Annotated in this window: 21 protein-coding genes and 1 pseudogene; all 22 read left to right on the top strand. The window is 53.5% G+C overall.

What is annotated here, in order from left to right:
• Window positions 1-59: 59 nt before the first annotated feature.
• On the top strand, window positions 60-668 hold the full coding sequence (gene hisH / locus QOL74_RS08970) for an imidazole glycerol phosphate synthase subunit HisH (protein WP_283409122.1): 609 nt from the start codon (window positions 60-62) through the stop codon (window positions 666-668).
• Window positions 662-1,378, top strand: coding sequence for a 1-(5-phosphoribosyl)-5-[(5-phosphoribosylamino)methylideneamino]imidazole-4-carboxamide isomerase (hisA, locus tag QOL74_RS08965; protein WP_283409121.1), 717 nt, complete (start codon window positions 662-664; stop codon window positions 1,376-1,378). The genes hisH and hisA overlap by 7 nt, the downstream gene beginning before the upstream one ends.
• Window positions 1,375-2,133 carry an imidazole glycerol phosphate synthase subunit HisF gene (gene hisF, locus QOL74_RS08960; protein ID WP_283409120.1) on the top strand — a complete coding sequence of 253 codons (759 nt, stop codon included), beginning with the start codon at window positions 1,375-1,377 and terminating at the stop codon, window positions 2,131-2,133. The genes hisA and hisF overlap by 4 nt, the downstream gene beginning before the upstream one ends.
• Window positions 2,134-2,161: 28 nt before the next feature.
• Window positions 2,162-2,848 carry a bifunctional phosphoribosyl-AMP cyclohydrolase/phosphoribosyl-ATP diphosphatase HisIE gene (gene hisIE, locus QOL74_RS08955; protein WP_488153923.1) on the top strand — a complete coding sequence of 229 codons (687 nt, stop codon included), beginning with the start codon at window positions 2,162-2,164 and terminating at the stop codon, window positions 2,846-2,848.
• 249 nt (window positions 2,849-3,097) lie between these two features.
• Complete coding sequence (locus QOL74_RS08950; protein ID WP_283409118.1) at window positions 3,098-4,504, top strand: sodium-dependent transporter; 1,407 nt, start codon at window positions 3,098-3,100, stop codon at window positions 4,502-4,504.
• Window positions 4,505-4,935: 431 nt separating this feature from the next.
• On the top strand, window positions 4,936-5,751 hold the full coding sequence (gene kce / locus QOL74_RS08945; protein ID WP_283409117.1) for a 3-keto-5-aminohexanoate cleavage enzyme: 816 nt from the start codon (window positions 4,936-4,938) through the stop codon (window positions 5,749-5,751).
• Between the two features lie 36 nt (window positions 5,752-5,787).
• Complete coding sequence (gene fsa, locus QOL74_RS08940) at window positions 5,788-6,432, top strand: fructose-6-phosphate aldolase (RefSeq protein ID WP_283409116.1); 645 nt, start codon at window positions 5,788-5,790, stop codon at window positions 6,430-6,432.
• 58 nt (window positions 6,433-6,490) lie between these two features.
• Complete coding sequence (gene glpX / locus QOL74_RS08935) at window positions 6,491-7,459, top strand: class II fructose-bisphosphatase (RefSeq protein ID WP_283409115.1); 969 nt, start codon at window positions 6,491-6,493, stop codon at window positions 7,457-7,459.
• A gap of 11 nt (window positions 7,460-7,470) precedes the next feature.
• Window positions 7,471-8,940 (top strand): transcription termination factor Rho, encoded by a 1,470-nt coding sequence (gene rho / locus QOL74_RS08930; RefSeq protein ID WP_283409114.1) that lies wholly within the window; start codon window positions 7,471-7,473, stop codon window positions 8,938-8,940.
• A 151-nt stretch (window positions 8,941-9,091) separates the two neighbouring features.
• Complete coding sequence (gene rpmE, locus QOL74_RS08925; protein WP_283409113.1) at window positions 9,092-9,289, top strand: 50S ribosomal protein L31; 198 nt, start codon at window positions 9,092-9,094, stop codon at window positions 9,287-9,289.
• A gap of 600 nt (window positions 9,290-9,889) precedes the next feature.
• Window positions 9,890-11,236 carry a dihydrolipoyl dehydrogenase family protein gene (locus QOL74_RS08920; RefSeq protein WP_283409112.1) on the top strand — a complete coding sequence of 449 codons (1,347 nt, stop codon included), beginning with the start codon at window positions 9,890-9,892 and terminating at the stop codon, window positions 11,234-11,236.
• Window positions 11,237-11,250: 14 nt separating this feature from the next.
• Window positions 11,251-12,213: a peptide chain release factor N(5)-glutamine methyltransferase gene (gene prmC, locus QOL74_RS08915; RefSeq protein WP_283409111.1), complete on the top strand. Its 963-nt coding sequence runs from the start codon at window positions 11,251-11,253 to the stop codon at window positions 12,211-12,213.
• 192 nt (window positions 12,214-12,405) lie between these two features.
• Window positions 12,406-13,476 carry a peptide chain release factor 1 gene (gene prfA, locus QOL74_RS08910; RefSeq protein ID WP_283409110.1) on the top strand — a complete coding sequence of 357 codons (1,071 nt, stop codon included), beginning with the start codon at window positions 12,406-12,408 and terminating at the stop codon, window positions 13,474-13,476.
• A gap of 72 nt (window positions 13,477-13,548) precedes the next feature.
• On the top strand, window positions 13,549-14,658 hold the full coding sequence (locus QOL74_RS08905) for an L-threonylcarbamoyladenylate synthase (RefSeq protein WP_283409109.1): 1,110 nt from the start codon (window positions 13,549-13,551) through the stop codon (window positions 14,656-14,658).
• A 175-nt stretch (window positions 14,659-14,833) separates the two neighbouring features.
• Window positions 14,834-15,316, top strand: a complete 483-nt coding sequence (locus tag QOL74_RS08900) for a low molecular weight protein arginine phosphatase (protein WP_283409108.1) — start codon at window positions 14,834-14,836, stop codon at window positions 15,314-15,316.
• Window positions 15,313-15,765 (top strand): ribose 5-phosphate isomerase B, encoded by a 453-nt coding sequence (gene rpiB, locus QOL74_RS08895; protein ID WP_283409107.1) that lies wholly within the window; start codon window positions 15,313-15,315, stop codon window positions 15,763-15,765. The genes QOL74_RS08900 and rpiB overlap by 4 nt, the downstream gene beginning before the upstream one ends.
• A gap of 84 nt (window positions 15,766-15,849) precedes the next feature.
• Window positions 15,850-16,480: pseudogene (upp, locus tag QOL74_RS08890) on the top strand (uracil phosphoribosyltransferase).
• 6 nt (window positions 16,481-16,486) lie between these two features.
• A complete protein-coding gene (locus tag QOL74_RS08885; protein WP_283409106.1) occupies window positions 16,487-17,683 on the top strand; it encodes a glycosyltransferase family 2 protein in 1,197 nt (398 codons plus the stop codon).
• A 221-nt stretch (window positions 17,684-17,904) separates the two neighbouring features.
• Window positions 17,905-19,440 (top strand): sugar transferase, encoded by a 1,536-nt coding sequence (locus QOL74_RS08880; protein ID WP_283409105.1) that lies wholly within the window; start codon window positions 17,905-17,907, stop codon window positions 19,438-19,440.
• Entirely contained in the window at window positions 19,441-20,661 is a 1,221-nt protein-coding gene (locus tag QOL74_RS08875; RefSeq protein ID WP_283409104.1) for a glycosyltransferase family 4 protein, read from the top strand.
• Window positions 20,658-21,773 carry a glycosyltransferase family 4 protein gene (locus QOL74_RS08870; RefSeq protein ID WP_283409103.1) on the top strand — a complete coding sequence of 372 codons (1,116 nt, stop codon included), beginning with the start codon at window positions 20,658-20,660 and terminating at the stop codon, window positions 21,771-21,773. The genes QOL74_RS08875 and QOL74_RS08870 overlap by 4 nt, the downstream gene beginning before the upstream one ends.
• An 8-nt stretch (window positions 21,774-21,781) precedes the next feature.
• On the top strand, window positions 21,782-22,453 hold the full coding sequence (locus tag QOL74_RS08865; protein ID WP_283409102.1) for a YveK family protein: 672 nt from the start codon (window positions 21,782-21,784) through the stop codon (window positions 22,451-22,453).
• Window positions 22,454-22,482: the final 29 nt, after the last annotated feature.

Raw genomic sequence — 22,482 nt, 5'->3', positions numbered from 1 at the left:
ATCATGACAGTGGTGAAAATGAAAAAACAGCCTGTGAGAAAGGAAAGGGTGATAACAGTATGATCGGAATTGTGGACTACGGCATGGGTAACCTGCGCAGTGTGGAAAAAGCCTTCCAACTCATGGGTTTTGAAGCGCTGGTGAGTGATAACCCTGAGATGCTCAACAAAGTGTCGGGTCTGGTGATCCCCGGCGTGGGGGCCTTTCCCGATGCCATGACATATTTGAAGGAACGGGGGTTCATTGACCCCCTGAAAGCTTATGCCGCATCAGGCAAGCCGCTGCTGGGCATTTGTCTGGGCATGCAGGTTCTCTTCGAAGAAGGCTTTGAAGGTGACCGGTGCGAAGGATTGGGGCTGCTAAAAGGCTCCATTGAACGGATTCCTGCCGGTGTGAAAATCCCTCATATGGGTTGGAATCAGTTGTCCATTCTCCAGAATTCCCCCCTTCTCAGGGGCACCCGGGACGGCGATTATGTATATTTCGTGCACTCTTACTTCGCCAATGGCTGCGACGCCGGTGAAATGATGGCGGTTACTGATTATGGCATCATGCTGCCGGCGATGGTGCAGCGTGGCAACATTTACGGTCTCCAGTTCCACCCGGAAAAGAGCAGTGACGTGGGCCTGAACATGATCAAAAACTTCGGGGAGCTGAGCCAATGCTGATTTATCCTGCCATTGACATTAAAGATGGAAAATGCGTACGCCTCACCCAGGGGATCAAAACGGCTGAAACCGTTTATTTTCAGGAACCCTGGAAAGTGGCACAACGTTTTGAGGACGCCGGAGCCCAGCGGCTTCATGTGATTGATCTGGACGGTGCCTTTGAAGGAGAGTCCCGGAACCTGGCGGCCATTCGAAAGATCATTGAAACGGTGAAAATACCACTGCAGACCGGCGGTGGCATTCGCAGCCTGGAACGCCTGGAACAGCTGTTTGACATTGGGGTGTGGCGGTGCATTCTGGGCACCAAAGCCCTGGAAGACCCCCACATGCTTCAACAGGCACTGGAGCGCTACGGCGACGGTATGGTGGTGTCAGTGGACGCCAAAAATGGCTTGGTGGCCGTTGACGGATGGACCCGGGTAGGTACCCGTGAAGCCATGGATTTTGCCCGGGAACTGGAAGCCATGGGGCTGAAAACCCTGGTCTACACTGATATTTCCCGGGACGGCATGATGAAGGGTCCCAACCTGCAGGCGATTGAAAAGCTTCGAAAAGCGGTTTCTCTGGAAATCATTGCTTCCGGCGGCGTCTCCTGCCTGCAGGACCTGCTGAATCTGCGGGAACTGGGGGTGGAGGGAGCCATTGTTGGGAAAGCACTGTATGAAGGGGCGGTTACCCTTCAGCAAATGGAGGAGGCGATGAAAGCATGATTACCAAGCGAATCATTCCCTGCCTGGATGTGAACAAAGGCCGGGTGGTGAAAGGTGTTAATTTTGTGAACCTGGTGGATGCCGGCGATCCGGTGGCCGTGGCCAGGGCCTATAACCTGCAGGGGGCAGACGAACTGGTCTTTCTTGATATCACTGCCTCCAACGAAGAGCGGGACATCATTCTGAACGTGGTGAGCCGTACGGCCGATGAAGTGTTCATCCCCCTCACGGTGGGAGGCGGCATTCGATCGGTGGAAGATTTTCGCCAGGTGCTCAAGGCGGGAGCCGACAAGGTTTCCATCAACTCAGCAGCAGTGAAAGAGCCCCAGCTGATCACCGACTGCGCCTGGCGGTTTGGCAGCCAGGCAGTGGTGCTGGCCATGGATGTGAAACGTCAGGCCGGGGGCGGCTACCATGTGTATATCAACGGTGGCCGAGTGGACACGGGGAAAGAAGCGGTGGCCTGGGCGCTGGAAGGGGAACAGCGGGGCGCAGGAGAAATACTCCTCACCAGCATGGACCGGGACGGCACCAAGGCGGGGTATGACCTGGAAATCACCCGGCTCATCAGCGAAGCCGTGAACATTCCGGTGATCGCCTCCGGCGGTGCCGGCAATATGAAAGACTTCGCCGAAGCATTTACCGAGGGCAAGGCTGATGCGGCCCTGGCGGCTTCGCTGTTCCACTTTAAGGAAATAGAAATTCCTGAACTGAAACAGTTTCTCAAACAGCGAAAGATTCCTGTCAGATTGTAATCAAAAAAGAGGAGGCAGTCCCGTGAAAATGGACTTGGAAACACTGACCTACAACGACCAGGGATTGATTCCCGCCATTGTGCAGGAAGCCGGCACTGGTGAAGTGCTGATGATGGCTTATATGAACCGGGAATCCCTGGAAAAAACCCTGGAAACGGGAGAAACCTGGTTCTACAGCCGCAGCCGGCAGCAACTGTGGCACAAGGGGGAAACCTCGGGCCATGTGCAGCAGGTGCAGCGGGTGCAGGTGGACTGCGATGAAGACACCCTGCTGGTGACGGTGACGCAGACCGGTGCCGCCTGCCATACGGGCGAAAAAAGCTGTTTTTATCGGGATCTTGATGGCAGTGAAGCAGCGGCAGCATCTTCATCAGAGAGAGATGAGCCTGACGAGAAAGCGCAGGCAGCAGAGAAGCTGCCGGCCAGTGAAGATGCATCCATTATCAGGCAGATTGTGGATACCCTGGCCCACAGGCGCCGTTATCCCAAAGAAGGCTCCTATACCAATTATCTTTTTGACAAAGGTATCGACAAAATTCTGAAAAAAGTGGGAGAAGAATCGGCAGAAATCATTATTGCCGCCAAAAATCCTGACAAAGAGGAACTGGTTTACGAGATCAGTGACCTGGTGTATCATGTGCTGGTGCTCATGAATGAAAGACAGGTGACGGTGGAAGAAGTGCTGAAAGAGTTAGGTAACCGACACGGTCGATAAAATTGTCTAATTTTTGACAATTGCGAATAGTGATTGTCACACCCCTCTGAATATGATATAATCTTAAAAAATGTCAACGTTTTCGCACAAAAGCCCCGTCATGGGGTTTCTGCGCGTCAACAGAAAAAAATGGCGATGAGCACCAATCGGGTGATTAAAGCCAGGGGGGTGGGGTAAGAAAAGCACTGACACTAAAGTGTCAAGAAAATTCAGTGATCTTGATGATGACAAAATCAAAGGAGGGAGCTTATGAATCAATCAAGAGAAAACTGGGGATCCCGGATGGGGTTTATCATGGCTGCTGCCGGCTCGGCGGTGGGTCTTGGTAATATCTGGCGTTTTCCCTACATGGCCGGAGCCAATGGAGGTAGTGCATTTATTCTGATTTATCTGGTGTTTGTCTTTATCATCGGTCTCAGTGTCATGATCGCAGAATTTGCCGTTGGTCGCCGTACCAGCCTGGCTGCAGTGGGTGCTTACAAGCATTACAGCAAACGCTGGACCTTTGCAGGGGTTCTCGGTGTGGTCTCAGCCTTCTTCATCATGGGATTCTATCCTGTTGTTGGCGGTTGGGCCCTGGCATATGTGTTTAAATCCCTGACAGGTCTCCTGTCAAATGCAGGGGCTATTGGAGACACCTTTGGCGCATTTATCACCAATCCGATGGAGCCACTGGTGTGGATGATTATTTTCCTGCTGATGAACGTGGTGATTGTTGCCAAGGGGATTTCCGGCGGTATTGAAAAAGCCGGTAAAGTGCTGATGCCCACCCTGTTTGTCCTGTTGATTCTCATTGCCGTTCGAAGTGTCACCTTGCCAGGAGCCAGTGCGGGTCTTGCGTTCTTATTCCAACCCGATTTTTCCGAAGTGACGGGGCAAACCTTCCTGGCAGCGCTGGGGCAGGCCTTCTTCTCCCTTAGCTTGGGGATGGGTTGCATGATCACTTATGGTTCTTACCTGAGTAAAGAAGAAAAACTTCCCAATAACGCATTAATCGTTACAGCCCTTGATACCGGGGTGGCCCTGCTGGCAGGGATCGCCATCTTCCCGGCCCTCTTTGCCTTCGGTATGGAACCGGCAGCCGGTCCTGGCCTGGTATTCGTAGTGGTTCCCAGCATCTTCGCTCAGATGGGCGGTATTGGCACACTGTTTGCGGCCATCTTCTTTGTGGCCCTGACGGTGGCAGCACTGACTTCTTCAGTTTCCCTGATGGAAGTAGTGGCAGCCTACCTTATCGACCAGAAGCAAATGGATCGTAAAAAAGCGGTTTACTCCACCGGCTTTATCATGGTCATCACCGGGATTCTTTCATCCCTGTCTCTGGGCGTGATGAGTGGATTTACCATTCTGGGTGTTGGTGTCTTTGACTTCTTCGATATCCTCACCGACAAGATCTTCCTTGCCATTGGCGGTATGCTGCTGGCCATCTTTGTTGGCTGGGTCGTGAAGAAAGAAGATCTGCGGGACGAACTGACCAATGGCGGTGCTGTTCCCTTCGGTCTTTTCGATATTTGGTACAATGTGGTAAAATATGTAATTCCTCTTGCTGTTGCAGTCGTGGCAGTTCTGGGAATTTTGGACATCGCTCAGACTGGTTTGATGCTCTTTGGTCTGGCAGTGATTCTGGTACTGGGAATCTTCTCTCACAAGCTGTAGTTTCCAGGCTGTACATTTCAACACATAAACAAGCCCTTCCTTCGGGAGGGGCTTTTAGGTTGAAGACGAAGGGTGTTGGCCCGGCCAGCTGATTCCAAATTTCCAAGGCTGTCCTTTACCAAATCCCTTGTCTTCATCTTATTTTGCCTACAGTCTGAGCCTCTCCTTCGGGAGGGGCTTTTTTTCCGGGTTCAAGGGGATGCTGCAGTTCCATGAAAACAGATACTGCAGCTGTCGGTTAGCTGTTGTGTGGTGGTTAAAATGTTGCTGATGAAAGATCAGGTATTTAGAAGGGCTGTACTTTCAAAAACGATGGAAGACTGATATAATGGTAACGATGCAACAGAACGAACGGAAAATGGCCCCCTTTAGGGGGCTGCAGATTGGAAAGACAGACCAAATGCTGAACCCATTTTGAGAGGAGCGATTTCATGCAAAAATTAATCATCACAGCCGCTTTGACCGGGGCCGAAGTGACCCGGGAACAACAGCCCACCTTACCGGTAACTCCGGATGAGATTGCTGCCGCGGCAAAGGAATGCTGTGATGCCGGCGCATCCATTGTTCATGTTCATGCCCGTGATGCTGCCGGTGAACCCACCCAGGATATTGCCGTTTATCGGGAGATCAAAGAAAAAATTGAAGCCTGCTGCAATGTGATTTTTCAGCCCTCCACAGGTGGCGCTGTGTGGCACAGTCCTGAAGAACGGCTGCAACCGGTGGAACTGAAACCGGAAATGTCCACCCTCAGCTGCGGTACCTGCAATTTTGGGGGAGACGTCTTCATGAATACAGAAAGTTACATGGAAAAATTTGCTGCCCGCATGAAGGAGCTGGGTGTGAAACCGGAACTGGAAATTTTTGAGCGGGGCATGATTGAAAACGCCCTGAAACTGGCCAAAAAAGGCCTGGTGGAAGCGCCGCTCCATTTTGATTTTGTGCTGGGTGTACCGGGAGCCTGTCCGGCCACGCCAGAAGATCTGCTGCTGATGAAAAACGCCATTCCCGCCGGGTCCACCTGGACGGTGGCAGGCATTGGTCGTCATGAACTGAGTCTTGGCACCATGGCCATTTTGCTGGGCGGTCATGTGCGGGTTGGATTCGAAGACAACATTTTCTATTCCAAAGGTGTTCTGGCCACCTCCAATGCCCAATTGGTGGCACGAATGGTACGACTGGCGAAGGAACTTGGCCGTGAAGTGGCCACTCCTGATGAAGCACGGGAAATATTGGGTATTAAAAAATAAGAACAGCTTTTTCTGAGATTTGGAAGGAGATAGATCATGAAACTTTTTATTGATACGGCCAACTTGGACGAAATACGGGAAATCAACAGCTGGGGAGTATTGGCAGGCGTGACCACCAATCCTTCGCTCATTGCAAAGGAAAAGCGTGATTTTAAAGCCACGGTGACGGAAATTGCCGGTCTGGTGGATGGCCCCATCAGTGCAGAAGTGGTCAGCCTGACTTCTGAAGAAATGGTGGCAGAGGCCATGCCCCTGACAGCCATTCATCCCAACATTGTGATTAAGGTACCCATGACAGCAGAAGGCCTTAAGGCCACCAGCATGTTTCGTGAAAAGGGTATTAAAACCAATGTCACCCTGGTGTTCTCTGCGGCCCAGGCGCTGTTGGCCGCCAAAGCCGGCGCTGCCTATGTGAGCCCCTTTTTGGGTCGCCTGGACGACATTGGTCACGACGGAATGGACCTGATTCGGGAGATTGTCACCATCTTTGATGCCCATCTCATTGAAACAGAAATTATTGCTGCCAGCATTCGCAGGGTGACCCATGTCACTGAGGCAGCGGCTGCCGGCGCTCACATTTCCACCATCCCCTACAGCGTTTTTCAGCAAATGGTGAAGCATCCCCTGACAGATGCAGGCATTGAGCGGTTTCTAAAAGACTGGGAATCTGCGGTGAAATAACCGCTTCAATGAATCATTGGCCCTGAGCAATCACTGAAAAGGAAAGGACGGTGCGGCAATGGATCGAAACCTGGCACTGGATTTGGTGCGAGTGACGGAAACAGCGGCCCTGCGGGCAGCTCGCTATATGGGTTTGGGAGATAAGAACGCAGCTGACCAGGCGGGTGTGGACGGCATGCGCCGGATGTTTGACACCCTCGATATTGACGGCATCGTTGTGATTGGTGAAGGGGAAATGGATGAGGCTCCCATGCTCTATATTGGTGAGCAGGTGGGACGAGGCGGTCCGGGAGCCCCCAAGGTGGACATCGCCGTTGACCCGGTGGAAGGCACCACCTCTGTGGCCGACGGTATGCCCAATGCCATTGCCGTGGTGGCTATGGCGCCCCGGGGCTGCCTGTTGAATGCACCGGATATGTACATGGACAAACTGGCTGTCGGCCCCAAAGCCGCCCCATATGTCAATCTGGATGCTCCTGTGGCTGATAACCTGCGGGCTGCCGCAGGGGCACTTGGAAAAAGCATCAGTGATATCACTGTTGCCATTCTTGACCGGGAACGGCATGCGGGCATTATTGACGAATGTCGTCGGGTGGGAGTGCGGATCAAGCTCTTTCAAAATGGCGATGTGGATGCCGCCCTGGCCACCTGCTTCGAAGAGACAGGCGTCGACATGCTGCTGGGTATTGGCGGTGCCCCGGAGGGTGTCATCGCTGCGGTGGGCATTAAATGCATGGGCGGCAACTTTCAGGGACGCCTTATCCCCTATGGAGATGAAGAAGAATCCCGCTGCGTACTCATGGGCATTGACTGCAGCAAAACCCTCACCCTGGATGATCTGGTGAAGGGGAAGGAAGCTTCCTACGCCGCCACGGGAATCTCCGATGGTGCGTTGCTGCGGGGCGTTACATTTTCTGCCAATGGCATTGCCCGCACCCACTCAGTGGTGATGCGGTCAGAAACGGGCACCATCCGCTATGTGGAGGCTGTTCACAATTTCAATAAGAAACCATTATACGCATTTTAGGAGGTGCAGGCTTGGATCGTCAGACACTCGAGGCTAAAAAGCTGACCGACCTCAGGGAAATTGCCAAGGCCCTGGGTATAAAAAGCATTGTCAAATATCGCAAGCAAGAACTGATTGATCTGATTATTCGGGGCGAAGGTTCGGCTGCAGTCTCTCAAGAGTCTGACTTAGCTGCATCTAAATCTACTGTATCAGAACCTGCTTCACCTGAAGCACCCAAACAGGAAAATCCGGGAGGACCGTCTGGGGCGCAGCCATTGAGAGAAGCTGCCAATGAGAACGCTCCGCCTGTTCCACCCCGCCCCCGGGTGCTCCCCTCGGCACCCGATCTTCCCCAGCACCTGCATGATGAAATCCCGCTGGGTGAGGAAGCCAATCAGGCAGAGGGAATTTTGGAAATCATGGTGGACGGCTACGGGTTTCTCCGAAGCAGTAACTACCTGTCAGGGGATGCAGATATTTACATGTCTCCCTCCCAGATTCGCCGGTTTAACATGAAAACAGGGGATAAAATCACCGGCATTACCCGCCCCCCAAAATCCGGCGAAAAATATAAGGCCCTTCTCTACGTGCGCAAAATCAACGATCTTGATCCGGAAATGGCCAGCAAACGCCCCGCTTTTGAAACCCTCACCCCCATTTACCCCAATCAGCGGTTAACCCTTGAACTGAAAAACCACGAGCTTTCCACCCGTCTCATTGATCTTGTGGCACCCATCGGCAAAGGCCAGCGGGGACTCATTGTTTCGCCGCCAAAAGCCGGTAAAACCATTTTGCTGCAAAAAATTGCCAACAGCGTGACACATAATCATCCTGAGGTGGAAATCATCGTCCTTCTCATTGACGAGAGACCTGAAGAAGTCACTGATATGCAGCGTTCCATTCAGGGCGAGGTGGTGTATTCCACTTTTGATGAGATGCCCAGTCACCATATCAAAGTGGCAGAAATGGTGCTGAATCGGGCACAGCGGCTGGTGGAACACGGGAAAGACGTACTGGTGCTGCTGGACAGCCTCACCCGGCTGGCCCGGGCTTATAACCTGGTGGTGCCCGCTTCGGGACGCACCCTTTCCGGCGGCCTTGATCCGGCTGCCCTTCACCCTCCCAAAAAGTTTTTCGGAGCCGCCCGTAAACTGGAAGAAGCCGGCAGCCTGACCATCATGGCCACTGCTTTGGTGGACACCGGCAGCCGCATGGATGACGTGATTTACGAGGAGTTCAAGGGAACAGGGAACATGGAACTGCACCTGGATCGCAAACTGTCGGAAAAACGGATTTTCCCGGCGGTGGATATCAACCGTTCCGGTACCCGGCGGGAAGAGTTACTTCTTTCCCAGGCAGAACTGGAAACCATCTGGCGTATCCGACGTGCCCTGGGGAACAACTCAACTCAGGAAGTGACCGAGACAATTACTCAAATGCTGTCAGAATCCAGGAGCAACCGGGAGTTCATCGACTTGGCGGGCAAAAAGCTTCTCTAAGAATGTGCTTGCACCTGTTGCGGGGCTGTGCTATAATTGAAACGTTCTTTTCATGACAGTCGGTTGACAGCAGCCGGCAACATCGCTCATGACATTTTGCGGTTCATCCGCTGGCAACCATCGAAGCATGAACGGGAAAGAGGTGAAGGAAATGAAAGAAGGAATCCATCCGAACTATAATGAAGTGGAAGTGCATTGCGCATGCGGCAATGAGTTTAAGACCCGTTCCACCAAAGAGGAAATCCGCGTGGAAATTTGTTCCGAGTGCCATCCCTTTTACTCCGGTAAACAAAAGGTAATGGAAAAGGGCGGTCGCGTGGAAAAATTCAAGAAGAAATACGGCGTGTAAGTTTATTCTTTTGCGTCAACCGGGAACCGACAGTCCTTATGAGGATGGCGGTTCTTTTTTATGTCAGTTTTATGTCAGTTTGTGCTTATACAGAAAACGGACGCCTTCATCGCTGTGGATGAGACGCCCGCTTATTCATAATAGATTCGGAAGTAGCTGTGCCAGCCCCTTTCATACTTTGGTGGGAGAGTGTGCTCTGTGTTCATAGACCAACGCCTTTCTACGGTATTTGGAAAACCAGGTTTTCCAGGAACTGCGGTGCTGCAGGGATTTCAGATGAAGCAACTTCACCTGTGTCCCTTGTCCGGCTTTCGCCGGTGGTGCTTCGGTCGTGCGAAAATCTGTTGAAACCAAAAGGTTTCGACTCCTGATGAATCATCAGAGCCATCAGTTTCTTCGCTGTCCACCGAGACTGGCAGGGAACTACCGGAATCTATTGTGTTCTTTATATACCACAGGGCGTTTTCTTTAAACAGAGAATTTCATTTTGTTTTTGATAAAACACTTTTATCAGCGAAACACCCGGTGATGACTGCTTTCGGAAAGTGATGTGATATAATGGAATCAGTCAGTTAACAGACATAAAATGGAGGGATGGGGATGAACACAGAACTGGTGATCATAGGAGGCGGTCCGGCGGGCTATCACTGTGCCCTGCAGTGTGCCAGGCAGGGACTAAAACCCGTGCTCATTGAAAAAGAAGCATTGGGAGGCACCGGGCTTCGATGGGGGTGTCTGCCGGTGAAATATATCATGGACCGAATTCGGGCCCATAAAACCCGGCGGGGATTCTGGAGAGGCGGTATTGCCGGAGAAGAGTCCTTGGCGTCGGGGGTGGCTGAAACCATTCTTACCGACAGCCGCAAAACCATGGCCGCTGTCAGCGAAGCCATGGAAGAGCAGCTGACAGCCGCCGGTGTGACCCTGCTTTACGGAGACCCGGAACTGCTGGGCCCGCAGCGGGTGCAGCTGGGAGATGAAACCATCACCTTCCGCCGGCTGGTGCTGGCCACGGGAACAGAAGCCAATCCGCCGACGGGTGTCCGGCTGGATGGCAAGCGCATCATCAGCCATCGGGAAGCGGTGGTCATCACTGAACCCCCTGCGTCTCTTCTGATTTTGGGCGGCGATGTGGAAGGGCTTGAATTTGCTTCCCTCTTTTCAGAGTTGGGGAGTCGGGTCACGGTACTGGAAATGCAGCCTGATTTGCTGGCGGGAACAGACCCGGATCTGACAGCCCCCCTCTTTCGAAGGCTGGAAGCCAACGGTGTTGCGCTGAACACCGCCACCCAGGTGGCGACGGTGAAGACAGTGGATAACGGCGTCGAAGTGCAGGCAGTCGACGGGCGCCTTTATGAAGCAGAGCTGGCTCTGGTGGCCATGACCCGGCGGCCGGTGCTGCCGGCAGGGCTGGAAAAGACGGGTCTTTCCCTGGTGGACGGTCGCATCCCTGTGAATGATGACTGCCAGACCACTGTGGATCATATTTACTGCATCGGTGATCTGAATGGTCGCATGGAAATGGGACATACGGGGATTCAGCAGGGCGTGTTGCTGGCAGACCATTTCAACCGGGGCACCGCCATCACCTGGCGCTATGCCCCACTGCCCAGAGCCATGTTCACCCTGCCTCAGAACGGTGGCGCCGGTGAACAGGAGCAGGAACTGAAAGCAGCCGGGATCCCCTATCGGAAAGCCCAGGTTCGCTGGGCCGATACCTGGCGGGGAATGGGACAGGCAGAGCCAGAGGGCTTTGTGAAAGTACTGGCCCATGAAAATGGCACCTTGCTGGGAATTTGGATGACCGGATATGAAATCAGCGAGCAGGTGGGACTGGCGGGAATGCTCATTGACGAAAAGAGAACGGTGGATGAGCTGAAGCAACAGCTGTGGGTGCATCCCACCCTTTCAGAAGCGCTGCATATGGCCCTGCTGCAGCTATCATGAAAGGAATGGGAGCGATGACTTGTCAGGAATGGCTGAAAGCCGCTGAGCAGCGGCTGAACCTTGAGGGGAGCACCACCCCCCGACTGGATGCTGAGGTGCTTCTGGCCCATGTGCTCCAGGTGGAACGGATCCGCCTTCACATGTACCCGGAGCGTCTGTTGTCAGCCGAAGAGATGCAGCAGGTCTCCCGGCTGGTGGAACGGCGTCTTCATCAGGAACCGGTGGCGTATATCATCGAATCCCAGGAGTTTATGGGGTTTGACTTTCACGTGAACCCGGCGGTGCTGATCCCCCGGCCGGAAACAGAGCTGCTGGTGGAGCAGGTGGTGTGCTGGTTGAACAGGAAGGCTTCTGATAAAACCACCGGGGAACAACTTCGGGCAAAAGACAACGACACAATGATAACCTGCAGTCTTCGGGGAGCTGACATTGGCACCGGCAGCGGCTGTATTGCCGTGAGTCTGGCAAAGCTGGTGCCGGAAATCATGATGCTGGCGGTGGACCTTTCACCGGCGGCTTTGGAAGTGGCCGCAGAAAATATCCGGCGGCATCAGCTGACCCATCGGGTGACCCCCCTGGGCGGCGATCTGCTGGCACCGGTGGCGTCTTACCTGGAGAACCGGGCATTGCCGCAGTGTGGTCATGATGGCGGCGGCAGCCTTGATTTCATCGTGTCCAACCCGCCTTACATCAATGAAAAGGACATGGAAGCCCTGAGCCCTTCGGTGGCCGCTTTCGAACCGGAGACTGCCCTGGCCGGAGGGGCTGACGGCTTGGATTATTACCGCCGGCTGGCGGCGGAATCTCCCCGGCTGCTGTGCCCCGGCGGTCTGCTGGCCCTTGAAATTGGCTATGATCAGGGAAGTGCGGTGGTGAGGTTCTTGGAAGAACAGGGGTTCATGGAAGTGAAATGTCTTCCGGACCTGGCAGGCATTGACCGGGTGGTAATGGGCATCCGGCCTGGGGCAGCAGAATGAAACAACACCGGAGCAGTCTGGCAAAAGCGATCTGGCAGGAGAGGCCGAAAAGCAAATGAGGATTTCTTTTGGAAGACTGTTCCCTTATGATCCTTCTTTTGATATAATACATTGTTGGAATAGATGCCTGTGAACCAGGCCTGTCGGCGAATGTGAAATGTGAAACATGAAATAAGGAATAGGTGATGACGCATGCTGGAAAAACTGGCATTTTTAGAAGATAAATACGAAGATCTGGGCGCACAGCTGAGTGATCCAGAGGTGATTAATCAGCAAAACCTGTGGCAGAAGCTGGTGAAAGAGCATGCCGAGCTGGAAGAAATCGTTACCTGTTACCGGGCATATATGGAAACCCGGAAGGCGGCAGACGAAACAAAAGCCATTCTGTACGATAAATCCATGGAAGACGAACTGCGGGATATGGCCCGGATGGAACTGGATGAGCTGGAAGAAAAAGTTGCCGCTCTGGAGGATGAGCTTCAGATATTGCTGCTGCCCAAAGACCCCAACGACGATAAAAATGTCATTGTGGAGGTGCGTGCCGGCACCGGTGGCGATGAAGCCGGTCTTTTTGCCGCCGACCTCTTTCGCATGTACACCCGTTTTGCCGAAGACCAGGGGTGGAAGGTGGAGCTCATGAGCGCCAGCGAAAGCGGCATCGGCGGGTACAAAGAAGTCATTTTTATGATTCGCGGCAAGGGAGTTTACTCCCGCATGAAATTTGAAAGCGGCACCCACCGGGTACAGCGAATTCCTGCCACCGAGTCAGGCGGGCGAATTCACACTTCGGCCGCGACGGTGGCAGTGCTGCCGGAAGTGGATGACGTGGAGTTTGAGATTAACCCCAATGAGATTCGTGTCGACGTGTTCCGGGCTTCCGGCCACGGCGGTCAGAGCGTTAACACCACCGATTCGGCAGTGCGTATTACTCATTTGCCCACAGGGATGTCGGTGTCCTGCCAGGATGAAAAGTCCCAGCTGAAAAACAAGGACAAAGCGATGAAAGTGCTTCAGGCCCGGCTTTATGACATTATGGTGCATGAACAGCAACAGGCCATCGCTGCCGACCGGAAAAGTCAGGTTGGTTCCGGCGACAGAAGCGAACGGATTCGCACCTATAACTATCCCCAGGGCCGGGTCACCGACCATCGCATCAACATGACCCTCTATCAGCTGGACTCCTTCATGCAGGGAGATCTTGACGCCATGATTCAGGCACTGATCACCACCGATCAGGCAGAAAAAATGAAAGCCATGGCATAAGGTAAATACCACAAGAGGCACGGGGACGGTTCCCCTGCCTCTTTTTGCAGGCTTGAATGTAAAGGAGACGCCATGAAAACAACCCGTTTTGCCACCATTGACCCTCAACATGTTACCGATGAAGCCCTGCAGCCTTTTGCCCGTATGCTGGCAGCGGGAAAGACCGTGGCCTTCCCCACAGAGACTGTCTACGGCCTGGGAGCGGATGCCACCAATCCCCGGGCACTGGCGGCCATTTTTGAAGCCAAGGGACGCCCTTCCGATAATCCCCTCATCGTTCATGTGGCGGCCATGGAAGATGTGGCACCACTGGTGAAAACCGTGACGCCCCTGGCCCGGAAACTGATGGCACATTTTTGGCCGGGCCCCCTCACCATCATTCTGGAAAAATCGCCTGCTGTCCCTGACATGGTGACAGCGGGACTGGATACTGTTGCCCTGCGTATGCCGGCCCATCCCCTGGCCCGGCGCCTCATCGCCCTGGCAGGAGTTCCGGTGGCGGCTCCCAGCGCCAATCAGTCAGGGCGGCCCAGCCCCACCCGTGGCAGTCATGTGGTGAAAGACCTGGAGGGGCGGGTGGATGCCATTATTGACGGAGGCCCCTGTGAAGTGGGGCTGGAATCCACCGTGGTGGATGCCACCGGCAGTTTTCCGGTGATCCTCAGACCCGGGGGCATTACCCGGGAAATGCTGCTGATGGTGGTGGACCATGTGGCGGTTGATCCCGCCCTGACGAAAAAGGATTTCGGCGGCGGAGAATCGGTGACAGCACCCCGTTCACCGGGAATGAAATATACCCATTATGCTCCAAAAGCTCCCCTGATACTGGCCCGGTCAGTACAACCGGCAGCAACAACCACAGAAGCGGCTCACGTTCTGATTACCCTGGCCCTTCGCCATCAAAAAAACGAAGCCGCCATTGGCATTCTCTGCACCGACGAGACCGCCGCGATACTGGCCGAAATGCCTGAAGCAGCCAAGCCGCCCCTGCTGGTGGTTAAGTCACTGGGAAGCACTCACCGCCCGGAAGAAATGGCGGCGAACCTTTTCCTGCGGCTGCGGGAATTTGATGAGACGCCGGTGAGCCTGATTATCGCAGAAGCTTTGGCTGACAACGCGCTGGGGTTTGCCCTGATGAACCGGTTGGTGAAAGCTGCGGGAAACCAGTGGGAAGAAGCCTAAGCACAGCATCAAAAACATGTCTGATAAAACCGGCTAAACCAAAAGTTCAAAGATTGCCATAAAATGACACACAAAGAAAGTTTTCACAAAAGATCATCGAAAGATGGTTGAACCACGGGGAATACGGTAGAATAAAAAGGAATCGACGGTTCAGTGTCGGGAAAGGAGCAGATTTTTGAAAACCATTCTCTTTGTCTGCACAGGAAACACATGCCGCAGCCCCATGGCCGCTGCATTGCTGCAGGGTACGCTGAACCGGCTGGGCATTGGTGAAGACCAGATCAGCGTGCTGTCGGCGGGCATTTTTGCATCAGAGGGGCAACCGGCCTCTTTTCAGGCGGTGGAAGTGATGCAGGAAAAGGAGCTTCCCCTGGAAAATCATCGGAGCCGGCGGGTGACACCCCGGCTGCTGGAATCTGCCGATCTGATCTTTACCATGACGGCAGCCCACCGCCAGTCGGTACTCATGATGGATGCCGCGGCTGCCGGACGGGTGTTCACACTGACGGAATACGTCACCGGAGACCCGGAAGCGGGAGAAGTACCTGACCCCTTTGGCGGTTCGGTGACGGTTTACCGCCAGACAGCAGATTATCTGGAAACACTGATTCATCAACTGGCACTTCAACTGAAAGAAAGGGTGGTGGAAGGCAGATGAAAATTGCCATTGGCAGTGATCATGGCGGCTATGCTCTGAAAGAACTGATTTATCAGCATCTGGTTGACCAGGAATATGAAGTGACCGATTTTGGCACCCATGATGAAGAATCCTGCGACTATCCGGTTTATGCCCAAAAGGTGGCAGAGGCTGTGGCGGCGGGAAAATATCAGCGGGGCATTCTTCTCTGCGGCACCGGCATTGGCATTTCCATTGCCGCCAATAAAGTGCCTGGCATTCGGTGTGCCCTGGTATCCGACTGTTATTCTGCCCGCTCCACACGGCAGCATAACGACAGCAATGTACTGGCCCTGGGCGGCCGGGTCATTGGCCCTGAACTGGCCCTGGAATTGGTGAAAGTCTGGCTGGAAACCAGCTTTGACGGCGGACGGCACCAGCGGCGGGTGGATCTCATCACCCAGCTGGAAGCAACTTACGGCCGCCAATAAATGAAACCTGCTTCGCGTTCTTCTGAAACCTGCTTCACAACCTGTCTGACAAACGCAAGAAACCATTTTAAAGGAGGAATCTGGATGAGCAAAGTGGTGGTAATGGACCATCCCCTGATTCAGCACAAACTGACCATGCTGCGGGACATCAATACCGGATCAAAGGATTTTCGTGACCTGGTGAAGGAGATTTCCATGCTGATGGCCTACGAAATGACCCGTGAACTGACCCTGGAAGATGTGGAGATTGAAACACCCCTCTGCAAAATGAATTCGGAAAGCCCTGGCAGGAAAAAAACTGGGGATTATTCCCATTCTGAGGGCAGGATTGGGCATGGTGGACGGTGTGCTTCAACTGATTCCTGCTGCCAAGGTGGGTCATATTGGCCTGTACCGTGATCCGGAAACGCTGCAGCCTGTGGAGTATTACTGTAAGCTCCCTTCTGATGTGCCGGAGAGAGAACTTTTTGTGCTTGATCCCATGCTGGCCACCGGCGGGTCTGCCAATGCAGCCATCCAGTTTATCAAAGACCGGGGCGGCGTCAACATTCGGCTGGTCTCCCTGATTGCGGCGCCGGAAGGGGTGGATGCTGTTCACAAAGCTCACCCGGATGTGGACATCTACGTGGCCGCCATGGATGAAAAGCTGAATGATCACGCCTACATTGTCCCGGGTCTGGGTGACGCAGGCGATCGGCTTTTCGGAACCAAATAATGACTGATGTTTGAGCGGATTTTCAATAAACTCTACGGCATCACCGGCAGCTACTCCCTGTCCCTGGCAGGGGGGAAGCTGCTGGACGCATTGCAGCAATTGATGTTTCAGTTTCGTTTGCAGCGCATTGATCCCCGCACCCGGGTGACGCTCACTGAAACCGAAAGCATGGAACTGCTCCAGTCCCTGCGCCCTTATGACCCCGAGGATTTGAAACCGGCGCTGACAGACCGGGTGGCGGCAGATCCATCCATCTGGGTCTCTGTTATTGTGCCTGCCTATAACGCTGCCGACTATCTGGAAGAATGCCTTCAGTCACTGTTAAGCCAACAGACGACCTATGGGTATGAAGTCATTGTGGTGAATGACGGTTCCACCGATGCCACCGGCGAGATGCTGGCAGCCCGGAAACCGGACGACCGGCTGGTGATCATCACCCAGCCCAACGGTGGCATTTCAAGAGCCCGAAACCGGGCCATGTCTGTTGCCAGAGGACGTTATTTTCTTTTTGTGGATGCAGATGATGCCCTGACACCGGGAGCGCTGGAGCATATGCTGACAGAAGCGGAACGCACCAGGGCTGACCTGGTGGAGGGTAACTACCTGCTGCTGGAAAAAGGACGCACCCGTCTGGGCCGGCCCCTGCACCACCACCGCAAGCAGGTGGACTTTAAGCAGACGCCGGAAACCATGCTGACCATTCCCGGTTATCCCTGGGGTAAGCTCTATGCCCGTCATCTGTGGGATGATCTGGGATTCACCCTGGGGCTCATCTATGAGGATACCATTAACCGCCTGGTGGTGTTGCGCCGGGCACGGCACTACGTGTACCTGCCTGACCCCCTTTATGTGTACCGTCTCCACGAAGCCTCGCTGACCCATCAGTCCAACAGCACTCCCAAGAGCCTGGATACCTACTACATTATTGACCGGTTGATTGGGGAGAACCACCGGCTGAAAATGCCCCTGGACCACACATTCTACCGCCTGATTCTCAAGCAGCTGGGTTCGATCTTCTACCGAAGAACCAGCGGTTTTGAGACAAATGTACGGGAAGCCCTGCTGGTGGTGGCGAAGAAAACCCTGCAGGAACTGGAAGGCTGCCGGCCGGTTGATCTGAGCCAGCGGGAAAAGCTGCTGATCAAATCCATTGAAGAATTGAATCTGCCCCTGTGGGAGCTCTGTTGCCGCCACGATGAATAACGTGGCGGTTTTTGCAGGGAAGCCGTTTCTGGCGGTTGAAAATGGGTAATCTAATAGTAATTACAGCCAGAGAATCTGACTGGCTGTTTTATGTTTGGCGCCAAAAGAAGAGCCACATTGCCGGTGACAATATCTGAAAATTTCAAAAGAATTTTAAGTATTGGTGCACCAAAAAATGATGGTGCGCCAAAAGAAGTCGTCAACAACCAGGGGGTGGCGTCATGCTGCGATGGCAAAAAAAGCTTTTACGAATGACTTATGTGGTACTGGATGTGGTCATGATGCTCATCAGTGTCATCATCAGCATCCAGCTGGCTGAAAGATGGCTGGCGGAAAGTTTTCGCCCTTTATCCGGGCTTGAAATCTACGGGTACGTGAGTATTATTGCCCTGATGAACCTGCTGGTTTTTCTGTTTGTTGAACTGTATGATTCCTTCATGGAAAGTCCAAGGGCACTCACCGGCCGGTTGCTGCTGGAGTCTGTGATTGCCTTTGCTGCCGGCCATTTTTTGTCCTATGGGCTGCTTATGGCTGTGCTGACAGACTATCGCCAGGGGAATCATTTGCTGTTTTCAGTCATCTTTTTTGTCATTTCCACCTGCGGCAAGGTGATCTATCATCGAATGCGCAGCAACCGAAATCGCCAGGCTGAAAACGTGCGAAATGTGCTGCTGGTGGGTCAGTCGCCCAATGGGGTGCAGTATGTGGAAGCCATTCGCCGTCACCAGTATCTGAACTACCGGATTATTGGGTTTCTGCACATCAAGTATCCTCCCGGGCATGAAGCTGCGGGAATGGATGATGGGGCGGGCATACAGGCAACACGGGATTCATTATTGCCGGGAAAAGCGGAAAACGGCGACCGTCTTTTGCCGGAATGCAGTCTGCAGGCACTGATCTACGGTCCTCTGCCTCATTTGGGCGGACTGGATGAGCTGGAAGACATTATCAACCGGCAAGTGGTGGATGAAGTGGTGGTGACCCGGTCACTATCCTATGACCAGCGGCTGGAACCCCTTCTGAAAACCTGCCAGGAGAGGGGCATTACCATCACCATGCTGCTGAAGCGGCAGAACTATCATTCTGCCCAGGCTATGGTGACCATGATTGATGACATACCGGCGGTAAAATTTCATACGGTCAGCCTCAATGAAGAACAGCTGCTGGCCAAACGACTGCTGGATATTATGGGGTCACTGGTGGGAATGGTGATCTTTGGTATTGCGTGGCTGGTGATTGCCCCGCTGATTAAGCTGGAAAGCAGCGGGCCGGTGATTTTCACCCAGGACCGGGTGGGAAAAAACGGCCGTGTGTTTAAAATCCGAAAGTTTCGTTCCATGTGCAATGATGCCGAGGCTAAAAAAAGAGAACTGCAGGCCAAGAATGAAATGCGGGGGCATATGTTCAAAATGACCAATGATCCCCGGGTAACGAGAATCGGTGCGTTTCTTCGCAAAACCAGCCTTGATGAACTGCCCCAGTTCTATAACGTGCTGAAAGGTGACATGAGTCTGGTGGGCACCCGGCCGCCCACGGTGGCAGAGGTGGAAGAATACCAGACACATCACTACAAGCGGATTTCAGTGATTCCCGGCATTACCGGCATGTGGCAGATCAGCGGTCGGTCCGCCGTCATTGATTTTGAAGAAGTGGTGAAACTGGATAATGCCTACATTGCCAACTGGACAGTCTGGCGGGATATCAAAATCATTGCCAAAACGGTCATAGTGGTGTTACAGCGGAGGGGATCCCATTAAATGAAAATACTCATGGTCAATAAATTTCTGTACCACCGGGGAGGCGCCGAAACCTACGCCTTTGAACTGGCAGACTATCTTAGGCAACAGGGGCATGACGTGCAGTTTTTCGGCATGGAGGATTCCCGCAATGTCTATGGAAACGAGTTGAACCTGAATGTGAGCCATGTGGAGTTCCGGGGTGTTTCGGTGCGGCAGGTCACTTACCCCTTTCGCATCATCTATTCCCGGGAGGCAAGGCGAAAAATCCGGCAGGTGCTGAACGACTTTCAGCCGGACTACGTGCATCTGAACAACATCAACTTTCAGCTGACACCGTCGATTCTCTATGAGATTCATGCCCAGGGAATCCCCATGATTCAAACCCTCCATGATTTTCAGCTGGTATGCCCCAACCACATGATGTACCGGGAACATGACACCACCATCTGTGAAAAATGCAAGGGGCGGCGTTACCACGAATGTGTGCGTCACCGGTGCATTCATAACTCCCGGGTGAAAAGTTTTTTTGGAGCGGTGGAGGGATGGCTGTATCACCGGTTGAGAACCTATGAGATGATTGATGCCTTCATTGCCCCCAGCCAGTTTCTGGCTGACAAAATGGTTGCTTTTGGAGAAGACGGGCGTCGAATTCATACCATTCATAATTTCATAAAACGGGATTATGACCAGATGCAATTTGAAAAACAGGATTATTTTCTTTATTTCGGGCGTCTTTCCATTCAAAAAGGAATCCCCACCCTGCTGCGGGTGATTCGCTCGCTGCCGGAGGTGCCCTTTCTCATCGCCGGCGGCGGTGAACTGGAAGAAGAAGTCAAGCAGGCAAATCTCGCCAACTTGAAGTTTGTGGGATTCAAGACCGGGGAAGAACTGGTGAAGCTTATTGGCGAAGCCAGGGCCACCCTGCTTCCCACCGAATGGTATGAGAATTGTCCCATGGCCGTGCTGGAATCTCTCATGGTGGGCACCCCGGTGATTGGATCCCGTATTGGGGGAATTCCCGAGCTGGTGGATCATGAAGTGGATGGGCTGTTATTTCCGGCAGCAGATGAAGCCGCCCTGCGGCAGCAGGTGCAGCGTCTCTGGAGCCAGCCTGATACAGCGGCAGCCATGGCGGTGAAAGCCCGGCAAAAGGTGGAGGCCTTTTCAATCGACACTTACGGAGACAGACTGATGAATCTGGTGACACCGCTGCTGAAAAACGGGAGGAGCAACCCATGAAAATTGCCATGATAGGCCATAAACGCGTTCCTTCAAGGCTGGGGGGCGTAGAGGTGCACGTGGAGGAAATTGCCGCCAGACTGGCAGCCAGGGGGCATGAGGTGCATCTGTATAACCGGGATATTTACGGCAAAGATGCGGGACCCTACCGGGGCACTCTTTTAAAACCGGTGTTCACGGTGAAAAAAAATTCGCTGGAGGCACTGATCTATTCCATCATTGCCAGTGTGCAAACTGCCTTTGGTTCTTATGACATCGTTCATTTTCACGCCCTTGGTCCCTCGGTGATGAGCTTTATTCCTCGCCTTGCCGGTAAAAAAGTGGTTTGTACCGTCCATGGCCTTGACTGGAAAAGAGCCAAGTGGAAGGGGCTGGCCACCCGTTACCTGAAGCTGGGAGAATATGCCACCGCCCGCTTCCCCCATGCCACCATCAGTGTTTCCAAAACCCTGGTGCCCTACTACCAGAAAAAATATGGCACCTCTGTGACTTATATCCAAAACGGGATTAACCTGAAGCCGGAGGAACCCCTGGGATCACTGGCAGCTTCCATGAATATCGAAAAAGACAGCTACTTTCTTTTTGTTGCCAGGCTGGTGCCTGAAAAAGGATGCCATTACCTGCTGGATGCCTTTCGGCAGGTGACCACAGACAAGAAACTCATCATCGCCGGTGATAATCCCTATAACCAGGAATACACGGCGCTTCTCCGGGAAAAGGCAGCGGCAGACCCCCGGGTGAGCCTGGTGGGCTTTCAGGATGAAGAAACACTGCAACGGTTATATGCCAATGCCTACACCTATGTGCTTCCCTCAGATATTGAAGGACTTCCCATCAGCCTGCTGGAGGCCATGAGCCAGGGGTGCCTGTGCCTGGTGAGCGACATTGAAGAAAATCTGGCAGTGGTGGAAAACCACGGCCTCAGCTTCCGTCAGGGAAATGTGGAATCCCTGCGGGATGCACTGACAGATCTTTTGCGGGAAGAAGCCCGCCACCGGGAATGCTTTCAACCGCAGGTACTGAAGGCCCATATTCAGAAAACCTATGACTGGGATACTGTCACAATGGAAACAGAAAAAATCTATCGGCAACTGACTAATCAAAAAGGGTGATGACAGTGGTGCGTTATTTTCGAAATGTGATGAAATCCCTGCCCCTCATCGGGGTGGTGACCGTGATTATGGTGCTGAGCATGTTTCTCTCAGTGATCCGCACCTTCCAGCCCGCCTATGAGGCCTCCACCTCGCTGTTGGTGAGCCGGAACCCGGGTGATGATGAGGCTTATGAAGCGTATGTCATGCTGCAGGAGGTGCAGATTGCGGAGAAAATCGTCAACGATATTCCGGAACTGATTTTCAGCACCCGGGTGCGTCAGGCGGTGAACCGGGCATTGCAGCAGGAGTTGGGTGACGGCAACAGCTATGACGAAGAGACCTTTCTAAAAAGTGTGGAAACAGAAACGGTTCTGAATGCCCGGGTGGTTCACGTGGCAGTGCGCTACCCTGACGCAGAGGGAGCCCGGGTAGCGGCAGACACCGTTGCCTGGACCATCGATCAAATGGTGATGGACCTCACCGGCCAGGATTTCATTCATGTGATCCGCACGGCCGAACGACCCGACCGCATTGCCGGCCTTGGCAAAAAACACTTGTGGGTGCTGGGGCTGCTGGGGGGCGTGTTGCTGGGAATGGCCATTGTTCTGCTGATGACGCTGGTGGAAGTGGAACCCATGTCCCGTATGCGAAACCAGCGGTACCGTGAACGTGATAAAAAGCCGTCCACCGATGACTGATTGGGTACAATGAGAAGCCGGCAGGGAAA

Origin of the sequence: Anoxynatronum buryatiense, assembly GCF_900182905.1 — a bacterium.
Classification (GTDB): Bacteria; Bacillota; Clostridia; order Peptostreptococcales; family Tindalliaceae; genus Anoxynatronum; species Anoxynatronum buryatiense.
The sequence above is the reverse complement of the archived record's forward strand: the minus strand, read 5'-3'. Positions and strand labels throughout refer to the sequence as shown.